Below are 21,869 nucleotides of genomic sequence, written 5' to 3'. Positions count from 1 at the left end.
TATCGCCGGAGAGTCTCAAAAGATAGGCGCCATAGGGCACAAACATACCTACGAGCGCGAGAGGCATGGCGATAACGCACATAAGCGGCACCAGGATAAGGTTGTGTACGACTGCAAAGGGATTTATGCCGTAAAAGTGGTAAAGGACGATGGGGAGAGTCCCGATCATGGCCGAAAGCGTTATGAGAACGGACGAGAAAGACCATTTCAAGACCGGATGCCATGATCGTGCATAGGGGTACAGGGCTTTGCTAAAAAGGATGATGAAGAACACGCTCATAAATGTGAGTTGAAATGTAGGCATAAAGATGGAATACGGGTATAGTATGAGTATAATCAGTGCGCTCAAGGCAACGGTGTTTTCGATATGCCTCTCTCTCTCGAAATTGATGGCGAGCATGCAGACCGTTATCATGATCGTTGCTCTGATGATTGGTATGCCCGAACCGGCAGTGAGCATGAAGAGGATGGCGAAGGGGATGGACAAGAGCGCGGCATACTTTGTGTCATCACCGCGGAGGCGCACAAAAACCGAAGTCCTCATCAGCATTCTGGCAATAAAAAAGAAAAACGCCGTTACAATGCTGATGTTCGATCCCGATATGGCAAGGATGTGCGATGTTCCCGTTCTCAGAAAGAGCGCCTTAGTGTCCTCATCGAGGCCGGTAGTATCGCCGATGGTCAAGGCCTTGATGATGCCGGAGTGCTGCGCGCCCGAGTTCTCTATGTTTCGGGCAAGGTAATTTCTCCAGGCCTCCACGTAGTTTCGCCCTTGCCTCACAGAGACGATGGCGCCTCGTAATTCGTAGGATATGCCTTCGAGCCTCGTGAGCCACTTCCATGTGACTAAATATGGATTTCTGAAGGTGAGCGAGAGTTCCCTCAAAGACCCGAATATTCTGACTTCATCATTGATTCCCAGATTGTCCGATGTGCGAAATACCACGCTCAAGCCAGACAGGTTATCGGGATAGGCGAGCTTAACGATCTTTGTGTTTGGTGATGATTCTGTGATGATACCGCCATAGACGTCGGTTGCTTCCTTAAGGTGCGGCACCGGGCGATCTTCAGTGATGAGGGCAAGCCGCACCATACCTGCAAAAACAAAACAGACGGCCATGAGAACGAACGAGACTCGATATGTACGGCGCAACGCCAGGGGGATAGCGCAAAGAAAAAGGGTTGAGACAGAAAGAGAGACGAGAATTGGTAAAGGATAGAGGGTCTCGATATAGATGCCCGCAGCAAAGGCGATGACAGAGATCAGGAACACGATATTTGCGCGCCTCTCAGATTAGATCTTGTGATGATTTCCCCTTGTGTCACGTTAAACCACAAAGGGCGCTATAAGTCAATCTTCTCGAACCGATCCGGAGAGAAAGCGCATTGTTCCATTGAGAGGTGTACGAAAATATTGTATAGTTACAGATATTATGAAAAAGATCGTTATCGGCACTGCGGGGCATATAGACCACGGGAAAACGGCCCTCATCAAGGCGCTGACCGGCATCGATTGTGACCGACTGAAAGAGGAAAAAGAGAGAGGTATCACCACGGAACTCGGTTTTGCGCATTACCGTTTCGGGGATGACCTCCTTGTCGGTATAGTTGACGTTCCCGGGCATGAAAAGTTCATACGCCATATGGTGGCGGGTGCCTGGGGCATCGATATGGTGCTCTTCGTGATTGCCGCAGACGAAGGGGTCATGCCGCAGACCCGCGAGCATATGGATATATGCGAAATGCTCGGGATCAAACGGGGGATCGTCGTCATCACAAAGAAAGACCTCGTGGATAATGAAATGGTCGAGCTCGTTCAAGAGGACGTCAAAGAATTCCTCGCCGGCAGGGTACTTGAGAATTCACCGATCATGGTCGTTTCGGCAATGACAAAAGAGAATATTCCCGAACTGAAGGATGCTATCGCCACTCTTGCCGATGAGATTCAAGAAAGGTCCCGGGAAGGCATTTTCAGGCTGCCTGTAGACCGGGTATTTACCATAAAAGGGCTCGGCACCATCGTCACTGGAACCTGCATCTCCGGGTCGCTCAAAGTCGGCGAAGAAGTGGACATCTATCCGTTGTCCAAAAGAACAAAGGTAAAGAACATACAGGCCTATCACGAAGACACGGAAGAAATCATTGCAGGTCAGAGGGTGGCCCTTAATCTTCAGGGCATCGAAAAGAGCGAGATTGCGCGGGGTGTTATCATCGGAAAGCCAGGCACGCTCATATTTACTCACAGGATTGACGCCACACTCAAGTATCTGAAACTCCCCTACAAGCCGATCAAAAACGATACGGTGATGCGGTTCCATATCGCGACCACCCAGGAAGAAGCGAGACTCGTTGTACTCGGCAAGGATGCTATAGAACCGGGCGAGGAGCTCTTTGTACAATTTGTCTTCAAGAACCCGCTTGTGGCGCTGCCCGGAGACAACTTCATTCTGAGGGGTTCGTACGCCATCCAGACTATCGGAGGAGGAAGGGTACTCGACATTATGCCGCCCAAGCACAAAAGAAAGGCGGCGGACCTTGAGCGTATTTACGATGTGCTGACCCACGGGGATGACCTTGAAAAGACCCGATACCATGTCCGGAAAGGAGGTTTTGAAGGCGTCCATGAGGAGACGCTCTGTATTCTCATGGGAAAAGACCGCTCGTACGCTGCGGCGCTCACCGGACAGCTCGAACGACTCGGAAGAGTAAAATCCGTTGGAAAGATAACCGTTGATATGGAAGCTTTCGAAGCCTATAAGAAGACCCTTACGTCTATTATCACCTCCTTCTTTGAGAAGAACCCTCTTAAAGCGGGCATGTCCAAGGAAGAACTGAGAACGAGGCTCCCTAGGGTCGAACCGAGCATCTTCCAGAAGGCCCTGGAGGAGAGCATCAGCGCGAATCTTGTTGAGGTGGAAAAGGACAAGGTAAAGGTAAAGAGCCCCGGGGAGAAAATCGACAAGAGCCTGGAACAAACAGAAAGCGGCGTGCTAAAAGTACTCTTCGGGCATTGGTTGACCCCGCCCGGCCTCAAAGAATTGGCTTATGAGACAGGGAGAAACGAGCGGGAGCTCAAGGACATCCTCGGTAAACTCAACTTTCAGGGCAGAGTGGTTAAATTGAAGTCAGATATGTATTTCCATCGCGACGCCATTGAGGACTTGAAGCAGAAGGCGATCTCCTATCTTACGGCGAAGAAAGAGATGACCCCTTCAGATTTTAAATCGGTGGTCGATATATCCCGGAAATACATGATTCCGCTTCTCGAATATCTGGACGAAATCAAACTCACGATCAGGTCGGGGGATAAGCGAATCCTGCGCAACTGATAGCGGGGCACTGGCTTTCTGTCCTGCCCGGACGTGTACGTTTCTTGACGTACCTTTGGGGGTAGAGGTGAAAAAAGAAATCTCAAAGCGATCGGGTCTTTTCCTCTCTATTCTGCTGTCCCTGATTTTTGTGTCCTCGCCCTTAGCGCACGCCCAGGGGCAGAAGAATTTTCTCTGGCTTATAAAAGGCAAGGGAAACCCGGTATATGTGCTTGGTTCCATCCACTTCCTCAAAAAGGATGCGTATCCATTGAGCCGTACCATAGAGAACGCCTTCGACAAGTCCGACATGCTTGCCGTAGAGGCAAATGTCGATGAGGTAGGCCAGACGGACGTGCTTGATCTGCTCGACAAGGCCATGTACAAGAATGGGGATGGTATCGAAAAGCATCTGTCAGCGGATACATACGCTTTTGTACGCAGGGAGGCGAACAGGGTCGGCCTGCCCGCGGAGCTTATCAACAATCAGAAGCCGTGGTTTCTGGGACTGACGCTCGAATCGCTCGAGTTGATGAAGGCAGGCTATGATCCTGACTACGGGATCGACAAGCATTTCCTCGCTCGAGCAGAAGGCAAAAAGCAGATTGTTGAGCTGGAAAGCCTTGACTATCAGATTAACTTGCTCGCTGGGTTCCCCGATACGGAACAGGAGCTCTTTCTCCTCTATGCATTGAAAGATCTGGAGGCCTTAAACCGGGATGTGGACAGGCTGGTAGAGGCGTGGAAAGCCGGGAACATGCGTGCCATGGAAGGCCTCATGACGAAATCCATAACGGACGAGAGAAGGTTTTATCCCATCTATGAAAAACTGATCATTACACGGAATAGAAACATGGTAACAAAGATCGAAGATTACCTTAATTCCGGTCGGACTTATTTTGTTGTCGTGGGAGCGGGACACCTTATCGGCAGCGGTGGCATTATTCAACTGCTTAAAGACAAAGGATACCGGGTGGATCAGCTGTAAACGACCTGTCCGGCGTAATGTGCAATTCCGACCGGTAGAGCTTAAAAATATCATGAGAACAACTTCTTTTTTTCTTTATTCCCGCCGGCCTGTTGTGTTCTATTAATACGCATGAACTTGTCCACACTTTTCTCCGTTGGTTTCGTTCTGGGTCTCACCGGAGCCATGGCCCCCGGGCCCCTGCTGACCGTGACGATATCGCAATCGGCCAAACGAGGCGGAATAACCGGACCGCTACTCGTTCTCGGACACGGCATACTGGAGCTCGCACTCTTGATCCTCTTTGTTTTCGGTGTAGGCAATTTGCTTAAGAATCCACTCCTTTTTGCCGCTATCTCTTTTTGCGGGGGGATTGTGATTGTATATATGGGGATCGGGATTATCCGGAGCCTCAAGACGTATACACTCGTCGCCGGACCAACCTCGAAGGCTAAGGAACTCCACCCCATATTATCCGGCATCATCGTGAGCCTTTCCAATCCGTACTGGTTCATATGGTGGGCGACTATCGGAATGGGTTATGTAATGTTTGCCAAGGCGCTCGGCGTACGAGGCGTTCTCGCCTTTTTTGCCGGCCATATATCATCTGATCTCGTGTGGTATACTTTTGTATCCTACGGGATATCTATTGGAGGGAAATACTTCAGCACAAAGATCATAAAGATCATCCTTTTTGCGTGCAGCATTTTTCTCATCCTCTTTGGCCTGCTGTTTGTGGCCAACGGTTTCAAGTATATATAAAAACGGGCCTTCTGCGATCCGGCACGACTCTGTCTTTATCGTGAGCTCAATGAAGCTCCGATCCAATCGGATATCGATCGGGACAGCAGGGCTGCACTAAACGCAGATTTTTCCCTATTCACAAGGTCTTCAAGAAATCTCTTTTCCTGGGTAGGCTGTCGGCTGCTGCGTAGCGTTAAGCTATTCTTCGGGATCGGGCAGAACTTCTACGATACGATCGTACTCGTCCATGACTTTTTTTGTGAAGCGGGTCTGCGGCTGCTCATCGGTTGCATCAGTCCTTCTCACTTTTGTCGGTCCGGCATTGTAAGCGTGAAGTGCCGCCGTAATATTGTCAAACATATCCATGAGCTTGGAGAGATAATTTACACCAATCTTTATGTTTTTTTCAGGCTCGTGGAGGGTTTTTGTGCCCTTGATCTCTACCCCGGCATCTTTGCTGATATAGCGTGCCAGTGTCGGCTTTATCTGGAGCAGCCCTCGTGCGCCCTTTCTCGAAATTGCCTCATTCTGGAAGTTGCTTTCCACCTTCATGACGGCGAGGACGAGGCGGTAATCTATGTCGTATTTTTGCGATTCTTCATAGACGCTGGTGGCGATCGTTTTCAGTTTGTCATCAGTTGTGCTGAGTCTTCTTTCCTTGAGATATTGCACGGTCTTTGACACGATTACATCTTTGTCAGGGTCGTCCTCTTTCATCACGGCAGCGAAGGGGAAGCCGGCGGATATACAGCCGAGAAAAAATAGAACGGTTAATAGAATTGTTATGTGCTTCCTGTGAATTGTCATGGTGTGGAGTTAATATATAGACTCGTGGGGCCAATGTCAACCCTTATTAGGGTCAAAAAGTGAGCCGTAATTTGTAACAGCTTGAAATCAAACAATTATTGATTTGCTGCATATTGACAACAGATAGCGGCATCTGGTAAGCATGTTATATGAAGAGGGAGTTGAAATTCAAAGCTGATCTTGCAACGACGGCTATGGGGATCATGCCCCACGACAATGTCGACCGGGCGCTTGATCTTGCTTTGGCCATGGATATACCCTTCTGGCCTCAGCTTCCCAAGATTTCCTATTGCGAAGACATGTATGTACAGGCCTTGGAGCAGTTTCCTGGCATCGTGATAGATGCCAAGCGCTCAAAGATTTTTCTGGACACTAAGGCCTTCGTGGGCGCGCTACCCCAGTTTCTGGAACACGAAGATGATCCCGCCTACTTTGTGATTTCCAATAGATTCTCTCACGTATACAGGCGTTTTCTTGAAAAGGACCTTTCGAGGTATCGGTCGGTCAGGGGACAGGTCATAAGCCCCGTGAGCCTTGCTTTGAAAATAGTAGATGAGAATGACAGGCCGATAGTTTATAATGATGAAATACGTGACATTATCTTTTCATTTATACAGAAGAAAGCGAATGCCCAGTACAGGGAGTTGTGTGCAGAGAATGAGCGGGCTTTCGTCTGGGTTGACGATCCTGGCCTTGAGTTCATTTTCAGCGCGCTCTGTGGTTATGACAGCGCCAGGGCCAAGAAAGAACTGGGCCTGTTTTTCGGTGGTATTGAAGGCATAAGGGGCGTCCATCTGTGTGGAAGGCCTGATTGGGATTTCCTTTTGACACTCGACATTGAGATCATCTCATTCAATGCCTATGCCTTCGGGGATACCTTTGTGGCCTACGACAAAGTAAAGGCGTTTCTGGAAGAGGGAGGAGTAGTCAGTTGGGGTATCGTCCCGACATGTCAGGAAGAATTCACCAGGGAGGACCTGCTTCATCTCGCGAAGCGGCTCGAGAACATGTGGGGAGTTCTGCAAGAAAAGGGGTTGGACATTGACATTATCATAAAGAACAGCCTGCTTGCGCCGGCCACCTGCAATCTCGTGAACCAGGACGGGGCGGAAACGGTAGAGAAATCTTTTGAGCTCCTCACAGAGCTTTCACACTACTTAAAAGAAAGGTACCTCTCATGAAGACTATCCACGTTGCCTGCAAAAGAGGAAAAGATGAGGCCATACGCATCGCGGGAGAGCTCATCAAGACCTTCGGAAAGTCGGTAGAGATTTTTGTAGAAGAGGAAACGGCATCGCGACTCGCCTATGGGAAATCTTTTGAAATGGAACATGTCGGGGAAGGAGCAGATCTGATTGTTGTACTCGGGGGTGACGGTACCCTTCTCAATGTGTCGAGGCACGGCAAAGGAAAGGAGGTGCCCATCCTGGGCGTCAACCTCGGTGGCCTTGGTTTCTTGACAGAAACGTCCCTGGAAGAGCTTCCAGCGACAATCGCCAAGGTTCTCAAGGGAGATTACGGCATCTCAAAAAGGATCATGCTCGACGTGACGGTGAAAAGAGAGGGAAAAGGTATTTTTGCCATGAGCGTGCTCAACGATGCGGTGATTACAAAAGACGCGCTTGCAAGAATCATCGACATCGAGACCTATGTGAACGGCGAGTACCTCACCACATATAAGGCTGACGGCCTTATCTTCTCGACGCCCACGGGATCCACGGGGTATTCTCTGGCAGCGGGTGGACCCCTCCTGTATCCATCGCTTCCCAATATCATTGTGACCCCCATCTGTCCCCACACGCTGACCAATAGGCCCATCATCCTTGAGGAAAGCGTGGAAGTGAGGGCGCAGTTGAAATCCAGTGAGGAGAAGGTCATACTGACCCTCGACGGACAGATCGGCTTCCCACTCGAATATGACGATGAAGTGCTTATAGGAAGATCCTCATATGCGGTCCACCTTATCAAGTCTTCTTCCAGGGGATACTTTGAGATACTGAGAACAAAACTGAAGTGGGGTGCCCGGTAGCGATGCTTGCCTACCTCAGCGTAAAGGGTTTTGCGATCATCGATGAGCTCCGAGTTGAATTCGGGGAAGGCTTTAATGTCATCACCGGTGAGACGGGCGCCGGTAAATCGATTATTATCAATGCGCTGTCAACGCTCATGAATACGAAGGTTTCCGCGGACGTGGTACGGAGCGGTGCTACTCAGGCAGAGATAACGGGTCATTTCATCAACAAGAATGAAGAATACATTTTGAAACGTGTGGTCGCTAGCACAGGCAGGTCGAGGGCCTTTCTCAACGATGAGCCGGTCACGCTTACGAAGCTTGAGTCCATTGGGGGCATGCAGATCAGCATTTATGGGCAAAACGAATTTCAGCACCTCCTTGATAAAGAAAATTATGTGGGAATCATCGATAATCTCCTTTCGCTGACGGAAGAACAAAAGGCCCTCGCGGAAAAGGTCGATGCCTTGAAGAAGATTGGGGCTCTGCTCGACCACAAAAAATCGGAAGCTCAGGGAAGACAGAGAGAGATCGAACTGATGGAATTTCAGATCGATGAAATCGAGAAAAAAAACGTACAGCAGGGCGAAGAAGAGGCAATCAGAGAAAGGCTCAAGGTATTGAAGAGCGCCGAAAAGATTTCGAACGTGCTCGAAGAGATTGGCCAGGGTCTCAGGGATGGGGACAATTCGGCGCAAGCCCTTCTCAAACGATCCATGAGTCTTCTCAAATCGCTAGGCGGCATCGAAGCCATGGAGGGCTTAAGAAGAAAGATTGAAGCCCTCTCCTTCGATGTTGAAGATATTATCCTTCAGATGAGGAACATAGAGAGGACACTCCTGCTTGATCAGGAAGAGATGGAGAAACTTGAGGAGCGACTCACCGATATTTTCAAGCTGAAAGAGAAATACGGAAAGACCTTTCAGGAGATTGTGAGCTATGCTGAGGGCGCTCGTGCAAAACTTGCATACTTAAACACCCTTGCAACCGATATTGAGGGCCTTGAAGCAGAGAAAGGAAGTCTTGAAAAAGATGTATGGGCGCGCGCTCAGCAACTGTCGGCAAAGAGAAAGAAAGGGGCTGCCGGTATTGAAAGAGAGATCGTTCACGAACTGGAATTCCTTTCCATGAAAGGACTCAAGTTCGAGGTGATGATTACGGACAGAGGCTTTGTGGACAGAGACGGTCGGGACGACGTAGAGCTCATGATTTCGACCAACCCGGGAGAGCCCTTAAAGCCGCTCCGCAAGGTGGCATCAGGCGGGGAGCTATCGCGAATCATGCTCGCGATCAAGAAGGTCATCGGCGGCGAGGAAGAAAAGACTTTGATCTTTGATGAGGTGGATGCCGGAATCGGGGGCAGGGTAGCCGATATGGTGGGAAAGAGACTCAATGAACTCGCCCGAAAACAGCAAGTACTCTGCATCACACATCTGCCGCAGATAGCGGCGTATGGAGACCACCATTTTCTCGTCGAAAAAGAGTCCGGAAAAGAACGGACCAAAACGAGCATTAGCGAACTCAAGGGAGCGATTAGAGTGAGGGAAATAGCCCGCATGATGGGAGGAGAAAGGATTACCGAAAAGACTATGGAAAGGGCGGAGGAGATGCTAAGTCATGATCAGGAAAGCACGCGTTGAGGATATCAAAAAGATTCACACCCTTGTCAATCTTTCCGCATCAAGCGGGGAGATGTTGCCAAGGCCTCTTGGGGAGCTCTACGATAACCTGAGGGATTACTTTGTCTGCGAAGAAGGGGGAGAAATTGTGGGTACGGGCGCCCTCCACATTTGTTGGGAGGACCTGGCGGAGATACGGTCGCTCTGTGTGGCCGAGGTAGTGAGAAAACGAGGCATCGGCAGGATGCTTGTCGAAGCCTGTATCGAAGAGGCGAGGCGCTTCAATATGGGCAAGATATTTCTCCTCACGTATCAGGTGGAGTTTTTTGAGCGCTGCGGGTTCCACGTGAGCGATAAAAAGGTCTTTCCGCAAAAGATATGGTCGGATTGTATCAAATGCGCCAAGTTTCCCGAGTGCGATGAAATAGCCATGATCAAAGAGATATAGTCTGTGTACCGTATGATCGCGAACTAGGGGAAGGGCAGATGGATATTACCAAAGCAAAGGATGCAATAGATAGCAAATTCGACAGCTATGAACTCTACTATCTGAAAGAGCGGATTAAGAAGTTCGAAAGCAAGGAAAAAGAGATTTGTGGGATCGAGTTCAAGGAAGAGGAGGGGATCGCGCTCAGGGCCATCAAGGACAGCAGGATGGCATTTGCTTATACCTATGATCGAGAAGGCGCCCTGGAAGCGCTCCTGAAGAATACCTCCGCGCTGATACCCATCACGGAAAAGGACGAACAGAGGTCTTTCCCGGGGCCCTACAGCGAATATTCGTCGCTTTCGTTGTACGATGAGGAAGGCCTCGCAATGAATGATGCGAATAAAACCGGCCTGCTCATTGACATGGAAAAGGGGATAAGGGAGTACGACAAGAGGATCATGACCGTGAGGAATTGCGAACTTCAGGAGATAGAGTTCGAGGCGAAAATCAGGAATTCGAACGGGCTCACCGCGGAGGGGAAGAAGACGCTCTACGTCATGTCTGCGCTCTGTGTCGCCAAGGATCAAGACGAAGTTTCCTGGTACGACTGGTCGTGGGCGAATAGATTCACGGAGCTCGAAGGCAAACAGCTGGGAGAAAAAATCGCTGAGAAGACCATCTCGCTTCTCTCAAGCAAACAGATCGGTACGGGCGTGTACGAAGGGATTCTCAAACCGCAGGCCGCCTGTGACATGCTCGGCATCCTTTCGGACTCGTTTCTGGCGGAGAGCCTGTTTAAGAATAAGACGAGGCTCAAGGCCAAGGAAGGCACGAGATGTTTCTCCGATGTGCTAAGCATTATCGATTCCGGCAAGCTCGGTGTGGATGCTTTTGGATTTGACGGAGAGGGTGTTCCATCACGGGAGAACCTTATTGTCATAAACGGTTATTTTGAAACATTCCTTTATGATTCCTACTATGGACGCAAATTCGGTGTGGCTTCAACGGCAAACAGCGTCCGGGGAGGGGTTAAGGACCTGCCGAAATGCGGGCCCAGGGGCCTGTTTGTGAAGCAGGGAGAAAGGAGTCTGGAGGGGGCGTTCAGAAACGGAGTCGTTATCGAAGAGCTGATGGGTACGCATACGGCGAACTCTGTAACAGGTGACTTCTCCCTCGGCGCACTGGGTTATCTCTGCAAGAACGGCCAGAAGACACCCTTTCAAGGTGTGATTATGTCAGGTAATGTCTTTGAGGTGTTAAAGAACGTTAGGGAGGTGGGAAACGATTTGAAGTTTTATGGTGTTTTCGGTTCGCCCTCGCTCTTTGTTGCGAATCTCAAGATAAGCGGCACATAGGAAACGAATATCCTCGAAACAAAAAAGTCACAAAAACAATAAAAGAACTTGACATCATTCAGTTTAGCTGTCATGATGTATGTGTTCAGTGTTTGAACATATCGAAAATCATTATCATCTTTTAGTGGCTGATCCGGCCTCATGGCGGTAGCTTTTTCAAGATTCATCTTATGAACGAAGCCCAATTTAGAACGCTCCGAGAACTGTCCGAAGGGGGAACCATTTCCCAGCGAGACCTCTCCAAGAAGGTCGGCTTAAGCTTAGGCAGCGTCAATTATATCATGAAGGAATTTATTAAGAGAGGCTACGTAAAAGCGCAAAGGTTCAAGAACTCGCATAATAAAGCAGCCTATATTTATGTACTCACACCAGAGGGTATCAATGTGCGCATCAAGCAGACACAATATTTCCTTCAAATCAAATTGGAAGAATACGAGAAACTAAGATGTGAAATTGATGAACTACGAGAAGAGGAGAAGAATCTTGATTCTTTCTCGACAACTGGACGATGATTACCAGGATGAATACGAAAATTGGTGCGATTATACAAGCCAGGATGAGTTCAAAAAGGTTTCCGGGCAAGGTTCTTTATGAGGTTAAGGGCAAACCTCTCATTCAGTATATTATTGAAAGCTTGCAACAATGCCGGGCAGTGAACGAAATGGTTGTCGCGACTTCTTCAGATGAAAGCGACACGCCAATAGAAATCTTTTGTGATGAGAGGGGTATTTGCTGTTTTCGAGGGAATTTACTCAACGTTGCCGACCGGTTTAGAGAGACTGCGCTAAAGTTTGGCTATGACGGATTTGTGCGAATAAACGGTGATAGCCCGGTCATAGACTATCGGCTCATAGACAGGGCCGTATCGATTTTCTGCGAAGGAGATTACGACGTAGTGACAAATGTTTTAGTACGTACCTTTCCGAAAGGGCAATCGGTGGAAGTACTCAAAACGAGTAGTTTTGTCGAGGCGTGCATGAATCTTAGCGACGATGATGATCGCGAGCACGTTACACGATATTTGTATAGGAACGCGGACCATTACAGAATCTATAATATTCAATCGAGCAGAAACTACAGTACTGTTCAACTATCCGTTGATACCAGAGAAGATATGGAGCGCTTCAAGGCTTTGATCAATAGGATGAACAGATTTCATTGGGAATACACGGTCGACGAGTTGGTATCGATCCGTTCTTCATTGAGTTAGGGAAATGTTAAGCGTCGGAATTATAGGATTAGGAGTGGGAGAACAACACATCGCAGGATACGAGAGCCATCCGGGTTGCAAGGTGACAATGTTGTGCGACATCTCGCACGAGAAGCGTGAGATGGCAACGGCGAAATACCCCCGGGTGAAGGTAGTCGATGATCCCCACCTTGTGCTTCGCAACCCCGAAATCGATGTTGTTTCCATCGCGTCATATGACAACTATCATCACGCACAGACCATGGAAGCTCTGAAGCATGATAAGCATGTTTTCGTTGAAAAACCTTTGTGTCTTTTTGATTATGAGGCAAAAGAGATTCGATCCTCACTGAACGAGAAACCTCATCTCAAAATGTCATCGAATTTTATCCTTCGCAAATCCCCAAGGTTTATCCGGTTGAAGGACATGATAGGTGAAGGGACCTTTGGTGACCTCTATTACGTTGAAGGCGACTATAATTATGGAAGAATCCATAAAATTACTGATGGATGGCGCGGACAAATTGATTTTTATTCAGTCATGTATGGCGGTGGATCGCACATCGTGGATCTTTTGCTGTGGTTAACAGGCGGTGAAGTTGAAGAAGTTGTGGCGTACGGGAATGGCATTGCCACAGAGGGAACCAAATTTAGATATAATGATATGTGCGTGGGGCTTCTCAAATTTAAGAGCGGTATGATCGGAAAAGTTTCTGCCAACTTCGGGTGCGTGTTTCCTCATTTCCATGCACTCACACTTTACGGCAAGAAAGCAAGCTATATAAATGATTTTGAATATGGGAAACTTTACACATCACGAGAGTCGGGCACGGGCTTTGAGAAGATCTCCGACGCATACGCTTCAGTGCACAAAGGCCGGCTGATATACGAGTTTATCGATTCAATAGCGAATGGTTCGGCGGGAGGAGTCATGATCAACGAGGTCTTTAAGTGCATGTCAGTCTGCTTCGCCCTGGAGAAGTCGGTCTCATCTGCCAATCCGGTAACAGTTGAATATATATAGGGGAGACGCATGAAAAGGGTACTTCCGTTTGCAAGGCCGGCGATAGGAGAGAGCGAGAGAAAAGCGGTCGCTGATGTTCTTGATGGGCCTATTCTTGTACATGGGCCTAAAGCCAAGGAGTTTGAGTCTTCATTTGCCGACTATACAGGGTCTCCATACGCGGTTTCTGTATCTTCCTGCACAGCGGCCCTCCATCTTTCCTATTTTTATCTGGGTCTTCAGGAAAAAGATGAAGTGATTGTTCCGGCCATGACACATGTGGCAACGGCCCACGCAGTGGAATTATGCGGGGCGAAACCGATCTTCGTAGACGCTGAGAAGAATACGGGCAATATCGATACGGATCTCATTGAGCCTGTCATAACGAACCGTACCAGGGCTATTTCTGTTGTCCACTACCTGGGAATGCCGGTTAATATGGAGAAGATTAAGGCGCTTGCGGAGAAATATGGGCTATTTGTGGTAGAAGATTGCGCGCTTGCAGTCGGTACATACTTTAAGGGTGTTCACGCAGGTCTGCACGGTGACACAGGATGTTTCTCTTTTTACCCCGTCAAGCACATGACTACGGCGGAAGGAGGCATGCTTATCAGCAAGAAAGCGCAGATAGTTGAGCGCATACAGAGACAGAAAGCGTTTGGTGTCGATCGAACGCCTTCTGAAAGAAGCATACCCGGTGTATACGATGTGACTATGCTTGGATTTAACTATCGGATGAACGAAATAGAAGCGGCTATAGGTATAGAGCAAGTCAAACGGTTGAACGGTTTCTTAGAAAAACGCAAAGAGAATTATGAGGCCCTTGCAAAGGGCCTGCAAGAGATTGATGAAATCGAACTGTTTCAGTCGAGTGGAGGTGATTACCAGAGTAGCTACTATTGCCAGTCAGCTCTTCTGAAGAGAATCACGCAGGGCAAGAGGTATGAGGTCGTCAAAAACCTTAATAACAGCGGCGTCGGAACAAGTATATATTATCCGAGGCCGGTCCCATATTTTTCATATTATCGGGATAAGTACGGATATAACGGGAATGAATTTAAGGTGGCCGCCTGGATCAGCGACAGCTCCATTGCGTTGCCTGTCGGCCCTCATTTGAACCTCGACGATATGGATTATATTATTGAACAAATGAAAAACGCGATCATGGAGGTCAAGAAACATGGGTGATCAACTTTCGAAGCGAATAGCATTGATTGGAGGAGCAGGTTTCATAGGCCATAACCTGGCATTGGCACTTGCAAAGAGGGGTCACGATGTCCACGTTGTGGACAGCTTTTTTGTGAACAATCTCCTCCATTTTTCCGCTACGAATAATAATATGCATAACCGCGAGTTCTACTTGAGGATGATCAATCAGCGCACGGAGCTGCTGAACAAAGCGAATATTCCAATTCATGTTCAGGATGCACGGGAATATTATCAATTGACTCATACTCTAAGGCTTATTAAGCCACAGGTTATCGTTCTTCTCGCGGCTGTGGCACACGCCGACCGATCGAATAAGGATCCTTACAGTACGTTTGATCATAGCTTTCGAACGCTTGAGAATGCTCTGGATTTCGCCAGAAACACTGAATACCCCGCGGAACACTTCATCTATTTCTCCTCGAGCATGGTTTACGGCCACTTTAAGTCAGGGTTTGTGACTGAAGAAACCCACTGCGAACCCATTGGTATTTACGGGGCTCTTAAATTTGGGGGTGAAAAACTCGTTATTGCCTATAATCAGGTCTTCGGTCTGCCGTACACGATTGTAAGGCCGTCTGCTCTATACGGGGAACGTTGCGTGAGCAGAAGAGTAGTACAGATATTTCTTGAAAATGCTATCCAGGGACAAGACATCAGGGTTAACGGAGACGGGTCAGATCGGCTGGATTTCACGTACATTGGTGATCTTGTCAGTGGGATAACAAAAGTCATTGAAAATGAAAATTCGAGAAATCATATCTTCAATTTAACGTATGGCGAATCAAGATCAATTAGCGACCTCGCTACGCTTGTATCTCAGAAGTTTCCTCACATATCTATTAACTATGTACCTAAAGATAACCTTACTCCCGATCGAGGTACGCTGTCAGTGGACAAGGCGAAGAGAATGATCGGCTACGATCCTCAATTTCCTATTGAAAAGGGCTTGGCAAAATACCTGGATTGGTATAAGAGTTTTGTGGAGTGAGAAAACAATGGCGGTAGACAACTCGTCATTTCTGAGAAGAGATCTTTGGCTGACTGAAATGCTTGGGTATGACGTGTTTCGTTTAGAGATTGACGACAGCATTTTTACGAAAATGAAACGTGTTGAATCCGAAGAACGTCGGGCGATTCGTTCAATGCGAGAAAGAAACGCAATGGTTTACTGCAAAATAAAACCGATACATTTAGAAATAGCAGATTTCCTGTTTGATTTTGGATTTAGACTCGTTGATACGAATTTGACAATGAAAGTGAAATTGACAGACGGGCTTGGAGAAGGAAATTTCGACGGCATTCGACTTGCGGTTATGGAAGATGAAGACGATGTGGCACAGCTGGCAAAAAGATCATTTTCGTTCAGTCGATTTCACTTGGATCCGGCTATACGTTGCGAGTATGCAGATAATCTAAAGAGTGAGTGGGCACGAAACTTCTTTCGCGGTAAACGGGGCGATGCAATGGTTGTCGCCACGGAGAATAGCGGGGTGGTTGCTTTTCTCCAGCTGGTTTACGCAGATAGCGAAATGGTAATCGACCTGATAGCAGTTGACGCTGCGCATCGAGGCGAAGGCATAGCAAAGAAAATCATTAGATACGCAATAGCGCAGGGCAAGGCATTTGAGAGCATGAAAGTGGGCACCCAGATTGCCAATCTAGTGTCGATTAGATTGTATGAGAGCCTGGGCTTTACGATCCACACCTTTGAACACGTCCTTCATTTCCATAATCACCAATAAAGAAATGAGAATAGGTAATATAGATCTTAACGAAGAAATACTTGTTGTTGCGGAGATCGGCAACAACCATGAAGGAAGCTATACCCTGGCTGAAGAATTGATTGGTCTCGCCTCTGAAGCTGGCGCCAAGGCGGTTAAATTTCAGACCTATGTAACTGAGAAATTCGTCTCTCCTCTTGAGACGCAAAGAATAGACCAACTCAAGAGATTCGGATTGAGTTACACCCAATTTGAAAAGTTGAAACGGGTGGCAGATAGAGAGAATATCATATTTCTTTCTACTCCTCTTGATGTTGAGAGTGCCGTTTTCTTGGACCGGTTAGTGCCAGCGTTCAAAATTTCATCCGCCGATAACGACTTTTTTCCCATGATCGAATGTATTGCAAATACGGGAAAGCCGATAATCGTGTCTTCGGGAATGACGAACCTTATGGAGATCGGAAGAACGAAGGAATTCATTCTTAGCGTATGGGAGAAGAACGGGGTTGATGCTGATAACCTGGCGGTCCTTCATTGCGTGTCAAGCTATCCGACCGACCTTTATAACGCAAATCTTTCCTTCATCAACGACCTAAGAAGGATCAGCTCTACGGTGGGTTACTCGGACCATACTATAGGTATCGAGGCCGCTCTTTTATCAGTAGCGATGGGGGCGAGAATTATCGAGAAGCATTTCACCGTTGACAAGAAATACTCAGCTTTTCGTGACCATTCAATTTCATCTGATCCGAAAGAATTGAAGGAACTTGTGCAAGGAATCAAGCATATTGAAGCAATCGTTGGCAACAGGAAGAAACACTTATTAGATTGCGAAAGCAGCGTCGCTAACGCAGCAAGAAGATCGATCTCTGCCAAACAGGACATATCAATCGGGAAGCGGATTGAACTCAATGACATCACGTGGCTTCGGCCTGGCGGAGGACTTCGGGTTGGTGAAGAACGGAAGGTAATCGGCAAGGTCGCGACAAGAAAGATCAAGGCAGGTCAACAAATAAGACTTGATGATCTGCAAGAAACAGAGAAGGATTGATTGCCATGTGTGGCATAGCGGGTTTTGTTGGAGGACGGAAAATCGGGGAAGAAGCCGTAGTCAGAACCCTTTCAGTCATGAAAAACCGTGGTCCGGACAATCAGAGTTATATCGAGTTCAAACACGACGATGTCTATATCACCTTACTACACTCGCGTCTTAGCATCATTGACCTTGAGACAAGGGCAAATCAACCATTTTCCATAGGCGACTACACTATTGTTTATAACGGTGAAATATACAATTATCTGGAGCTCCGGAAGAATATGCAGGCAAAGGGTATTTCGTTTTTTACCGAATCGGATACAGAGGTCTTGTTAAGGTATTTCATTATGTACGGCGAACGATGTGTCGATTATTTCCAGGGTATGTGGGCATTTGCTATTTTGGACAGAAAGAACCGCATGATTTTTTTGTCGAGGGATCGATTTGCAGAGAAGCCCTTATACTATGCGGAGGATGGTTCCGGAATCTATTTTGCCTCCGAGATTAAATACTTGAAAACGCTATCCGGGAAGCGGTTTGACATCAATAACAATCAGGTATTGAGGTACCTGGTAAATGGATATAAGGCTTTATACAAAAGCGATGAGACGTTCTTTCGAGAGATAAATGAAGTTCCCTATGCGACCAATTTGAAGATCGACTACGATTGCAAATATGAGAAGAAGCGCTACTGGCGTCCACAGTTGCAGGTTGAGCCAGGGATGACATTCGCTGAGGCAGCGGAAGGGGTAAAGGAGCGTCTGATTGAGAGCGTGCGACTGCGTTTGCGCGCCGATGTCCCCTTGGCTTTTTGTTTGAGCGGAGGGGTGGACTCGGCGTCGCTCGCATCAATTGCATCAAGAGTTTTTGGGTACAAGGTGGTTTCCTTTTCGATCGTGGATGACGATGAGAGATACAATGAATACAGTAATATAATGGCGACAGTAGACGATTTGAAATGTGATCATACTATCATCAAAGTGTCACGGGATAGTTTTCTTGAAAGACTTTCGATGTTGATCGATTACCATGACTCGCCGATCTCGACTATCTCATATTATGTGCATTCGTTTCTTTCGGAGTCCATCGCAGAGCAGGGTTTTCGGGTAGCCGTATCCGGCACAGCCGCGGATGAACTTTTTACCGGGTACTATGATCATTTCAATCTCCATCTTTACGAAATGAGATTGCGCGATGACTACCAATCGTACCTTAACGATTGGAAACTAAATATCAGTGAAATAGTCCGGAATCCATATTTGCAGGACCCGGAACTCTACTTTAATCATCCCGAAAGACGAGAGCATATTTATTTGAACAACGATGTATTTGCCGGTTTCCTAAGAACTGGTTTCAATGAACTTTTTACTGAAAATCACTATTGCGATGAACTATTGAGAAATCGAATGATGAATGAACTGTTCCACGAAGCTATACCCGTCATTTTGCATGAAGATGATCTTAACTCGATGTACTATTCCATCGAAAATAGAAGCCCTTATCTCGACACTGATCTATGTAAGTTCGCCTATTCAATACCGACTGATCTTCTTATCAGGAAAGGGTACGGAAAATTTATTCTCCGGGAAGCGGTAAAAGGTATTTTGAACGAAAAGGTACGAACCGACAGAAAGAAGATCGGATTTAATGCGTCGATTAACTCTCTGATAGATTTTGATTCGGCTGAACAGAGACGGTATCTGTTGGACGATAGTCCCGTCTTCGACATTATTGAGAAAGAGAGGATCGAAGAGGCCATGAATATAAATCCCATGCCGAATAGTTACAGCAAATTCATGTTCAATTTCATTAACACAAAGATATTCGTCGAGAAGAATTCATAGGAAGGCACATTGTGAGGCCGTTCGGAAGATCTGATGAGAAACAAAGTTAGGACGTTGTACTGGCGATGCTTTCTTAAACTTAAGGGGGCGACGGTAGGCAGGAACTTTCAGGTAGCCGGGCCCGTTGATGTATTACTGCGTGACGGCGCCTCCTGGAGTAACTTGACAATAGGTGATAACGTCTCGTTCACAGGCAGAACGTATATCAGGATGAGAAAGAATGGGAGGATAATCCTTGGAAATGGTGTAAGATTGGGAACAGAGGTGTGGCTCGTAACAGCAAATGAGAGCGAGCTGAATGTCGGGAACAACGCAATACTGAACAATTATAGCATTTTCAATGGCGGGCACGGACTCAAGATAGGCCGTTACTGCATTTTTGCTGCCTTTGTGTATATAAATTCGTCCGATCACAATTTCAGGAAGGATGAGTTTATTCAGAAACAAGGATTTTTCGGGGCTCCCATAGAGATCGGGGAAGATGTATGGCTCGGTGGCCATCTTTTTGTGGGCAAAGGCGTCAAAATAGGTGACGGAGCAATTGTCGGCGCAGGTTCGGTTGTTACATCCGACATACCCGAGTACACGATAGCTTACGGAAGTCCTGCCAAGGTTGTAAGGAACAGGGAATAGCAGGAAGATCAAGGAGACGATGACATGAAATATTGCTCTGAGTGCCTGATGCCGGACACCAAACCATACGTGCAATTCGATCGGGATGGGGTCTGCAGCGCGTGTCTCGCCCACAGGCAAAAAAATGTATACCTCGATGGAATAGACTGGGAGGAAAGAGAGAACCTCTTCAATGAAATCGTCCTGGATGCCAAGTCAAAGAACGCACCATTCTATGATGTCCTGGTTCCGGTAAGCGGGGGAAAGGACAGCATCACGCAGGTGCATTATTTGTTGAAGTATGACCTCCGTATCCTTGCCGTAAATGTGGACTACGGTATTAAGACTGAGATTGGGCGGCACAATTTAAGCCTCATACCTGAGATGGGGGCCAATCTCATCATCTATCGGCCTGAACAGCAGCTCCATAAACGACTTATCCGAATCGGACTCGAAGAATACGGCGACCCCGATCTATTAAGTCACACCATGCTTCATGGCTACCCTCTTCATTGCGCGCTTCAGTTCAACATACCCCTTGTCGTACTGGGAGAGAATTCCGCCTTTGAATACAGTGGAGAGAGTAAGACTGCACAGGGTTATTCGATGACAAGGGAATGGTTCTCGAAATATGCAGCAAACCAGGGACGCGATGCTTCATTTGTTTCAAGGCATTACGATATCCCCATAAGCCGCCTCAGACTTTATGATTTTCCTGACGAGATTGAGCAGTCAAAAACCAAGACCGTATTCCTTAGCTATTTTTATCACTGGGATTCGGAAAAGCACCTCGACATTGCTAGACAATACGGCTTCAAGACATTAGATGCCCCTGGGGAGGGGACCTATCGCAACTATGTTGGAATTGACGAGAAAATTAATAGAATTCATCAGTACTTGAAAGTGCTCAAATTTGGCTATGGAAGAGCGACCGATCATGCCTGCGAAGATATACGCAATGGGAGACTCACGAGAGAGGAAGCAAAAATACTCGTGAAAGAACACGATCTCAAGAATCTTTCCGATTACTTTATTGATGATTTTATCCACTACGTGGGCTATGAAAAGGATACGTTCCTGGCCATCCTGGAGAAGTTTCGTAACCATAACACATGGAAGAAGGGCGAAGATAATCAATGGTATATACCGAATCACCTGGGGCAAGCGTGATGAAGTTATTCCTTAAAGATCAACCGCGTATTTTTGAGGTGGGTGATATTTCTATCCGGGATTACGGAAAGATCTCCTTCGAGAACAATGAGATGCTCACCTTGCTCACCGCAGCCGGAAGGGAATGTGACATAACCGCAAAGGACTGGGGTTTTTATTTAACCCCATCCATAAATGCGCGACTCAGGGAACAGGGTTTTAAAGTAGCATTGGTAAAAGATCCACAGGGAAAACTTTTTATTAACGCCGTCGAGGAAGAGAAAATGGCGCTTTTTGAGGAGTACTTAACCGGCGGTCAGAATGGATCGGTGATATGCTGGCTTGACGAATGGTCGGAAACGGAACGAATCAACGCAAATCAGGAATCAAATGATTCGTTTAAGCGAAAAATGTAAAAGGTATTTGTGAGAACTCACAGGGATGTTCAATGTGCGGGATAGTTGGATTTCTTAGTCTCGATTCGAAAGTCAAGATTGATAAATCAACCCTGGTAATGATGACAGAGGCTGTTGCGCACAGGGGCCCGGACGATTGCGGACACGTATTGTTCGACAAGAACGAAAAGAAGTATACAGAATTCCGTTCGGCCGCTGAAGAGACATCAATGTCGGACGGATACATCGGTCTCGGGCATAGAAGGCTGAGTATCATCGATCTTTCCGATAAAGGACATCAGCCCATGAAGTCTGCCGATGGTAAAGTGTGGCTGATATACAATGGAGAGATTTATAATTATCCGGAGCTCAGGCTGGAGCTTGAAGGAATGGGTTATCATTTTTCTTCGAGTGCCGACACAGAGGTGGTCCTCAAGAGTTATCTCGCGTGGGGTACGAAGTGTTTTGAC

At 47.4% G+C, this 21,869-nt stretch carries 22 protein-coding genes; 20 read left to right on the top strand and 2 right to left on the bottom strand.

Annotation, left to right across the window (positions count from 1 at the left end):
- Nucleotides 1-1,273: ComEC/Rec2 family competence protein (locus tag VMT62_11030; GenBank protein ID HVN96954.1), on the bottom strand; the 1,273-nt coding region annotated here is incomplete at its 3' end.
- A 160-nt stretch (nucleotides 1,274-1,433) separates the two neighbouring features.
- Between VMT62_11030 and selB the strand changes: the two genes are divergently transcribed.
- The 3 genes from selB (at nucleotide 1,434) to VMT62_11015 (ending at nucleotide 5,037) form a co-directional block, all read left to right on the top strand.
- Nucleotides 1,434-3,329: a selenocysteine-specific translation elongation factor gene (gene selB / locus VMT62_11025; GenBank protein ID HVN96953.1), complete on the top strand. Its 1,896-nt coding sequence runs from the start codon at nucleotides 1,434-1,436 to the stop codon at nucleotides 3,327-3,329.
- 67 nt (nucleotides 3,330-3,396) lie between these two features.
- Nucleotides 3,397-4,296: a TraB/GumN family protein gene (locus VMT62_11020; GenBank protein HVN96952.1), complete on the top strand. Its 900-nt coding sequence runs from the start codon at nucleotides 3,397-3,399 to the stop codon at nucleotides 4,294-4,296.
- A gap of 111 nt (nucleotides 4,297-4,407) precedes the next feature.
- Entirely contained in the window at nucleotides 4,408-5,037 is a 630-nt protein-coding gene (locus tag VMT62_11015) for a LysE family transporter (protein HVN96951.1), read from the top strand.
- Between the two features lie 180 nt (nucleotides 5,038-5,217).
- Here the strand turns inward: VMT62_11015 and VMT62_11010 are convergent, their stop codons facing one another.
- A complete protein-coding gene (locus VMT62_11010) occupies nucleotides 5,218-5,703 on the bottom strand; it encodes a lytic transglycosylase domain-containing protein (protein ID HVN96950.1) in 486 nt (161 codons plus the stop codon).
- A gap of 272 nt (nucleotides 5,704-5,975) precedes the next feature.
- Between VMT62_11010 and VMT62_11005 the strand changes: the two genes are divergently transcribed.
- The 17 genes from VMT62_11005 to VMT62_10925 form a co-directional block, all read left to right on the top strand.
- The gene (locus VMT62_11005) at nucleotides 5,976-7,007 is read left to right on the top strand and encodes a hypothetical protein (protein HVN96949.1); all 1,032 of its coding nucleotides are present in this window, start codon (nucleotides 5,976-5,978) and stop codon (nucleotides 7,005-7,007) included.
- On the top strand, nucleotides 7,004-7,855 hold the full coding sequence (locus VMT62_11000; protein HVN96948.1) for an NAD(+)/NADH kinase: 852 nt from the start codon (nucleotides 7,004-7,006) through the stop codon (nucleotides 7,853-7,855). The genes VMT62_11005 and VMT62_11000 overlap by 4 nt, the downstream gene beginning before the upstream one ends.
- A 2-nt stretch (nucleotides 7,856-7,857) precedes the next feature.
- Nucleotides 7,858-9,477, top strand: coding sequence for a DNA repair protein RecN (gene recN / locus VMT62_10995; protein ID HVN96947.1), 1,620 nt, complete (start codon nucleotides 7,858-7,860; stop codon nucleotides 9,475-9,477).
- The gene (locus tag VMT62_10990) at nucleotides 9,455-9,904 is read left to right on the top strand and encodes an N-acetyltransferase (GenBank protein ID HVN96946.1); all 450 of its coding nucleotides are present in this window, start codon (nucleotides 9,455-9,457) and stop codon (nucleotides 9,902-9,904) included. Before recN ends, VMT62_10990 begins: the two co-directional genes overlap by 23 nt.
- A gap of 38 nt (nucleotides 9,905-9,942) precedes the next feature.
- The gene (locus tag VMT62_10985) at nucleotides 9,943-11,241 is read left to right on the top strand and encodes a TldD/PmbA family protein (protein HVN96945.1); all 1,299 of its coding nucleotides are present in this window, start codon (nucleotides 9,943-9,945) and stop codon (nucleotides 11,239-11,241) included.
- 170 nt (nucleotides 11,242-11,411) lie between these two features.
- Nucleotides 11,412-11,753, top strand: coding sequence for a MarR family EPS-associated transcriptional regulator (locus VMT62_10980; protein HVN96944.1), 342 nt, complete (start codon nucleotides 11,412-11,414; stop codon nucleotides 11,751-11,753).
- Between the two features lie 8 nt (nucleotides 11,754-11,761).
- A complete protein-coding gene (locus VMT62_10975) occupies nucleotides 11,762-12,451 on the top strand; it encodes an NTP transferase domain-containing protein (GenBank protein ID HVN96943.1) in 690 nt (229 codons plus the stop codon).
- Between the two features lie 4 nt (nucleotides 12,452-12,455).
- Entirely contained in the window at nucleotides 12,456-13,454 is a 999-nt protein-coding gene (locus VMT62_10970) for a Gfo/Idh/MocA family oxidoreductase (GenBank protein HVN96942.1), read from the top strand.
- Nucleotides 13,455-13,463: 9 nt separating this feature from the next.
- Nucleotides 13,464-14,621 carry a DegT/DnrJ/EryC1/StrS family aminotransferase gene (locus tag VMT62_10965; protein ID HVN96941.1) on the top strand — a complete coding sequence of 386 codons (1,158 nt, stop codon included), beginning with the start codon at nucleotides 13,464-13,466 and terminating at the stop codon, nucleotides 14,619-14,621.
- Nucleotides 14,614-15,630, top strand: coding sequence for an NAD(P)-dependent oxidoreductase (locus VMT62_10960; GenBank protein HVN96940.1), 1,017 nt, complete (start codon nucleotides 14,614-14,616; stop codon nucleotides 15,628-15,630). The genes VMT62_10965 and VMT62_10960 overlap by 8 nt, the downstream gene beginning before the upstream one ends.
- 7 nt (nucleotides 15,631-15,637) lie before the next feature.
- The gene (locus tag VMT62_10955; GenBank protein ID HVN96939.1) at nucleotides 15,638-16,384 is read left to right on the top strand and encodes a GNAT family N-acetyltransferase; all 747 of its coding nucleotides are present in this window, start codon (nucleotides 15,638-15,640) and stop codon (nucleotides 16,382-16,384) included.
- A 4-nt stretch (nucleotides 16,385-16,388) separates the two neighbouring features.
- Nucleotides 16,389-17,414 (top strand): N-acetylneuraminate synthase family protein, encoded by a 1,026-nt coding sequence (locus VMT62_10950; protein HVN96938.1) that lies wholly within the window; start codon nucleotides 16,389-16,391, stop codon nucleotides 17,412-17,414.
- Nucleotides 17,415-17,419: 5 nt separating this feature from the next.
- Nucleotides 17,420-19,243, top strand: coding sequence for an asparagine synthase (glutamine-hydrolyzing) (gene asnB / locus VMT62_10945; protein HVN96937.1), 1,824 nt, complete (start codon nucleotides 17,420-17,422; stop codon nucleotides 19,241-19,243).
- 33 nt (nucleotides 19,244-19,276) lie between these two features.
- Nucleotides 19,277-19,876 carry an acyltransferase gene (locus tag VMT62_10940; GenBank protein ID HVN96936.1) on the top strand — a complete coding sequence of 200 codons (600 nt, stop codon included), beginning with the start codon at nucleotides 19,277-19,279 and terminating at the stop codon, nucleotides 19,874-19,876.
- Nucleotides 19,877-19,900: 24 nt separating this feature from the next.
- The gene (locus VMT62_10935) at nucleotides 19,901-21,025 is read left to right on the top strand and encodes an N-acetyl sugar amidotransferase (protein HVN96935.1); all 1,125 of its coding nucleotides are present in this window, start codon (nucleotides 19,901-19,903) and stop codon (nucleotides 21,023-21,025) included.
- Complete coding sequence (locus VMT62_10930; GenBank protein ID HVN96934.1) at nucleotides 21,022-21,420, top strand: hypothetical protein; 399 nt, start codon at nucleotides 21,022-21,024, stop codon at nucleotides 21,418-21,420. The genes VMT62_10935 and VMT62_10930 overlap by 4 nt, the downstream gene beginning before the upstream one ends.
- Before the next feature lie 32 nt (nucleotides 21,421-21,452).
- Nucleotides 21,453-21,869: hypothetical protein (locus VMT62_10925; protein ID HVN96933.1), on the top strand; the 417-nt coding region annotated here is incomplete at its 3' end.

This window comes from Syntrophorhabdaceae bacterium (assembly GCA_035541755.1).
Taxonomy (GTDB): domain Bacteria; phylum Desulfobacterota; class Syntrophorhabdia; order Syntrophorhabdales; family Syntrophorhabdaceae; genus PNOF01.
The sequence above is the reverse complement of the archived record's forward strand: the minus strand, read 5'-3'. Positions and strand labels throughout refer to the sequence as shown.

Bases quoted from the DNA above. Each gene is read 5' to 3' on its own strand.
- selB (HVN96953.1), top strand. From the start codon at position 1,434: ATGAAAAAGATCGTTATCGGCACTGCGGGGCATATAGACCACGGGAAA.
- VMT62_11015 (HVN96951.1), top strand. From the start codon at position 4,408: ATGAACTTGTCCACACTTTTCTCCGTTGGTTTCGTTCTGGGTCTCACC.
- VMT62_11005 (HVN96949.1), top strand. From the start codon at position 5,976: ATGAAGAGGGAGTTGAAATTCAAAGCTGATCTTGCAACGACGGCTATG.
- VMT62_11000 (HVN96948.1), top strand. From the start codon at position 7,004: ATGAAGACTATCCACGTTGCCTGCAAAAGAGGAAAAGATGAGGCCATA.
- recN (HVN96947.1), top strand. From the start codon at position 7,858: ATGCTTGCCTACCTCAGCGTAAAGGGTTTTGCGATCATCGATGAGCTC.
- VMT62_10990 (HVN96946.1), top strand. From the start codon at position 9,455: ATGATCAGGAAAGCACGCGTTGAGGATATCAAAAAGATTCACACCCTT.
- VMT62_10985 (HVN96945.1), top strand. From the start codon at position 9,943: ATGGATATTACCAAAGCAAAGGATGCAATAGATAGCAAATTCGACAGC.
- VMT62_10980 (HVN96944.1), top strand. From the start codon at position 11,412: ATGAACGAAGCCCAATTTAGAACGCTCCGAGAACTGTCCGAAGGGGGA.
- VMT62_10975 (HVN96943.1), top strand. From the start codon at position 11,762: ATGAATACGAAAATTGGTGCGATTATACAAGCCAGGATGAGTTCAAAA.
- VMT62_10970 (HVN96942.1), top strand. From the start codon at position 12,456: ATGTTAAGCGTCGGAATTATAGGATTAGGAGTGGGAGAACAACACATC.
- VMT62_10965 (HVN96941.1), top strand. From the start codon at position 13,464: ATGAAAAGGGTACTTCCGTTTGCAAGGCCGGCGATAGGAGAGAGCGAG.
- VMT62_10960 (HVN96940.1), top strand. From the start codon at position 14,614: ATGGGTGATCAACTTTCGAAGCGAATAGCATTGATTGGAGGAGCAGGT.
- VMT62_10955 (HVN96939.1), top strand. From the start codon at position 15,638: ATGGCGGTAGACAACTCGTCATTTCTGAGAAGAGATCTTTGGCTGACT.
- VMT62_10950 (HVN96938.1), top strand. From the start codon at position 16,389: ATGAGAATAGGTAATATAGATCTTAACGAAGAAATACTTGTTGTTGCG.
- asnB (HVN96937.1), top strand. From the start codon at position 17,420: ATGTGTGGCATAGCGGGTTTTGTTGGAGGACGGAAAATCGGGGAAGAA.
- VMT62_10940 (HVN96936.1), top strand. From the start codon at position 19,277: ATGAGAAACAAAGTTAGGACGTTGTACTGGCGATGCTTTCTTAAACTT.
- VMT62_10935 (HVN96935.1), top strand. From the start codon at position 19,901: ATGAAATATTGCTCTGAGTGCCTGATGCCGGACACCAAACCATACGTG.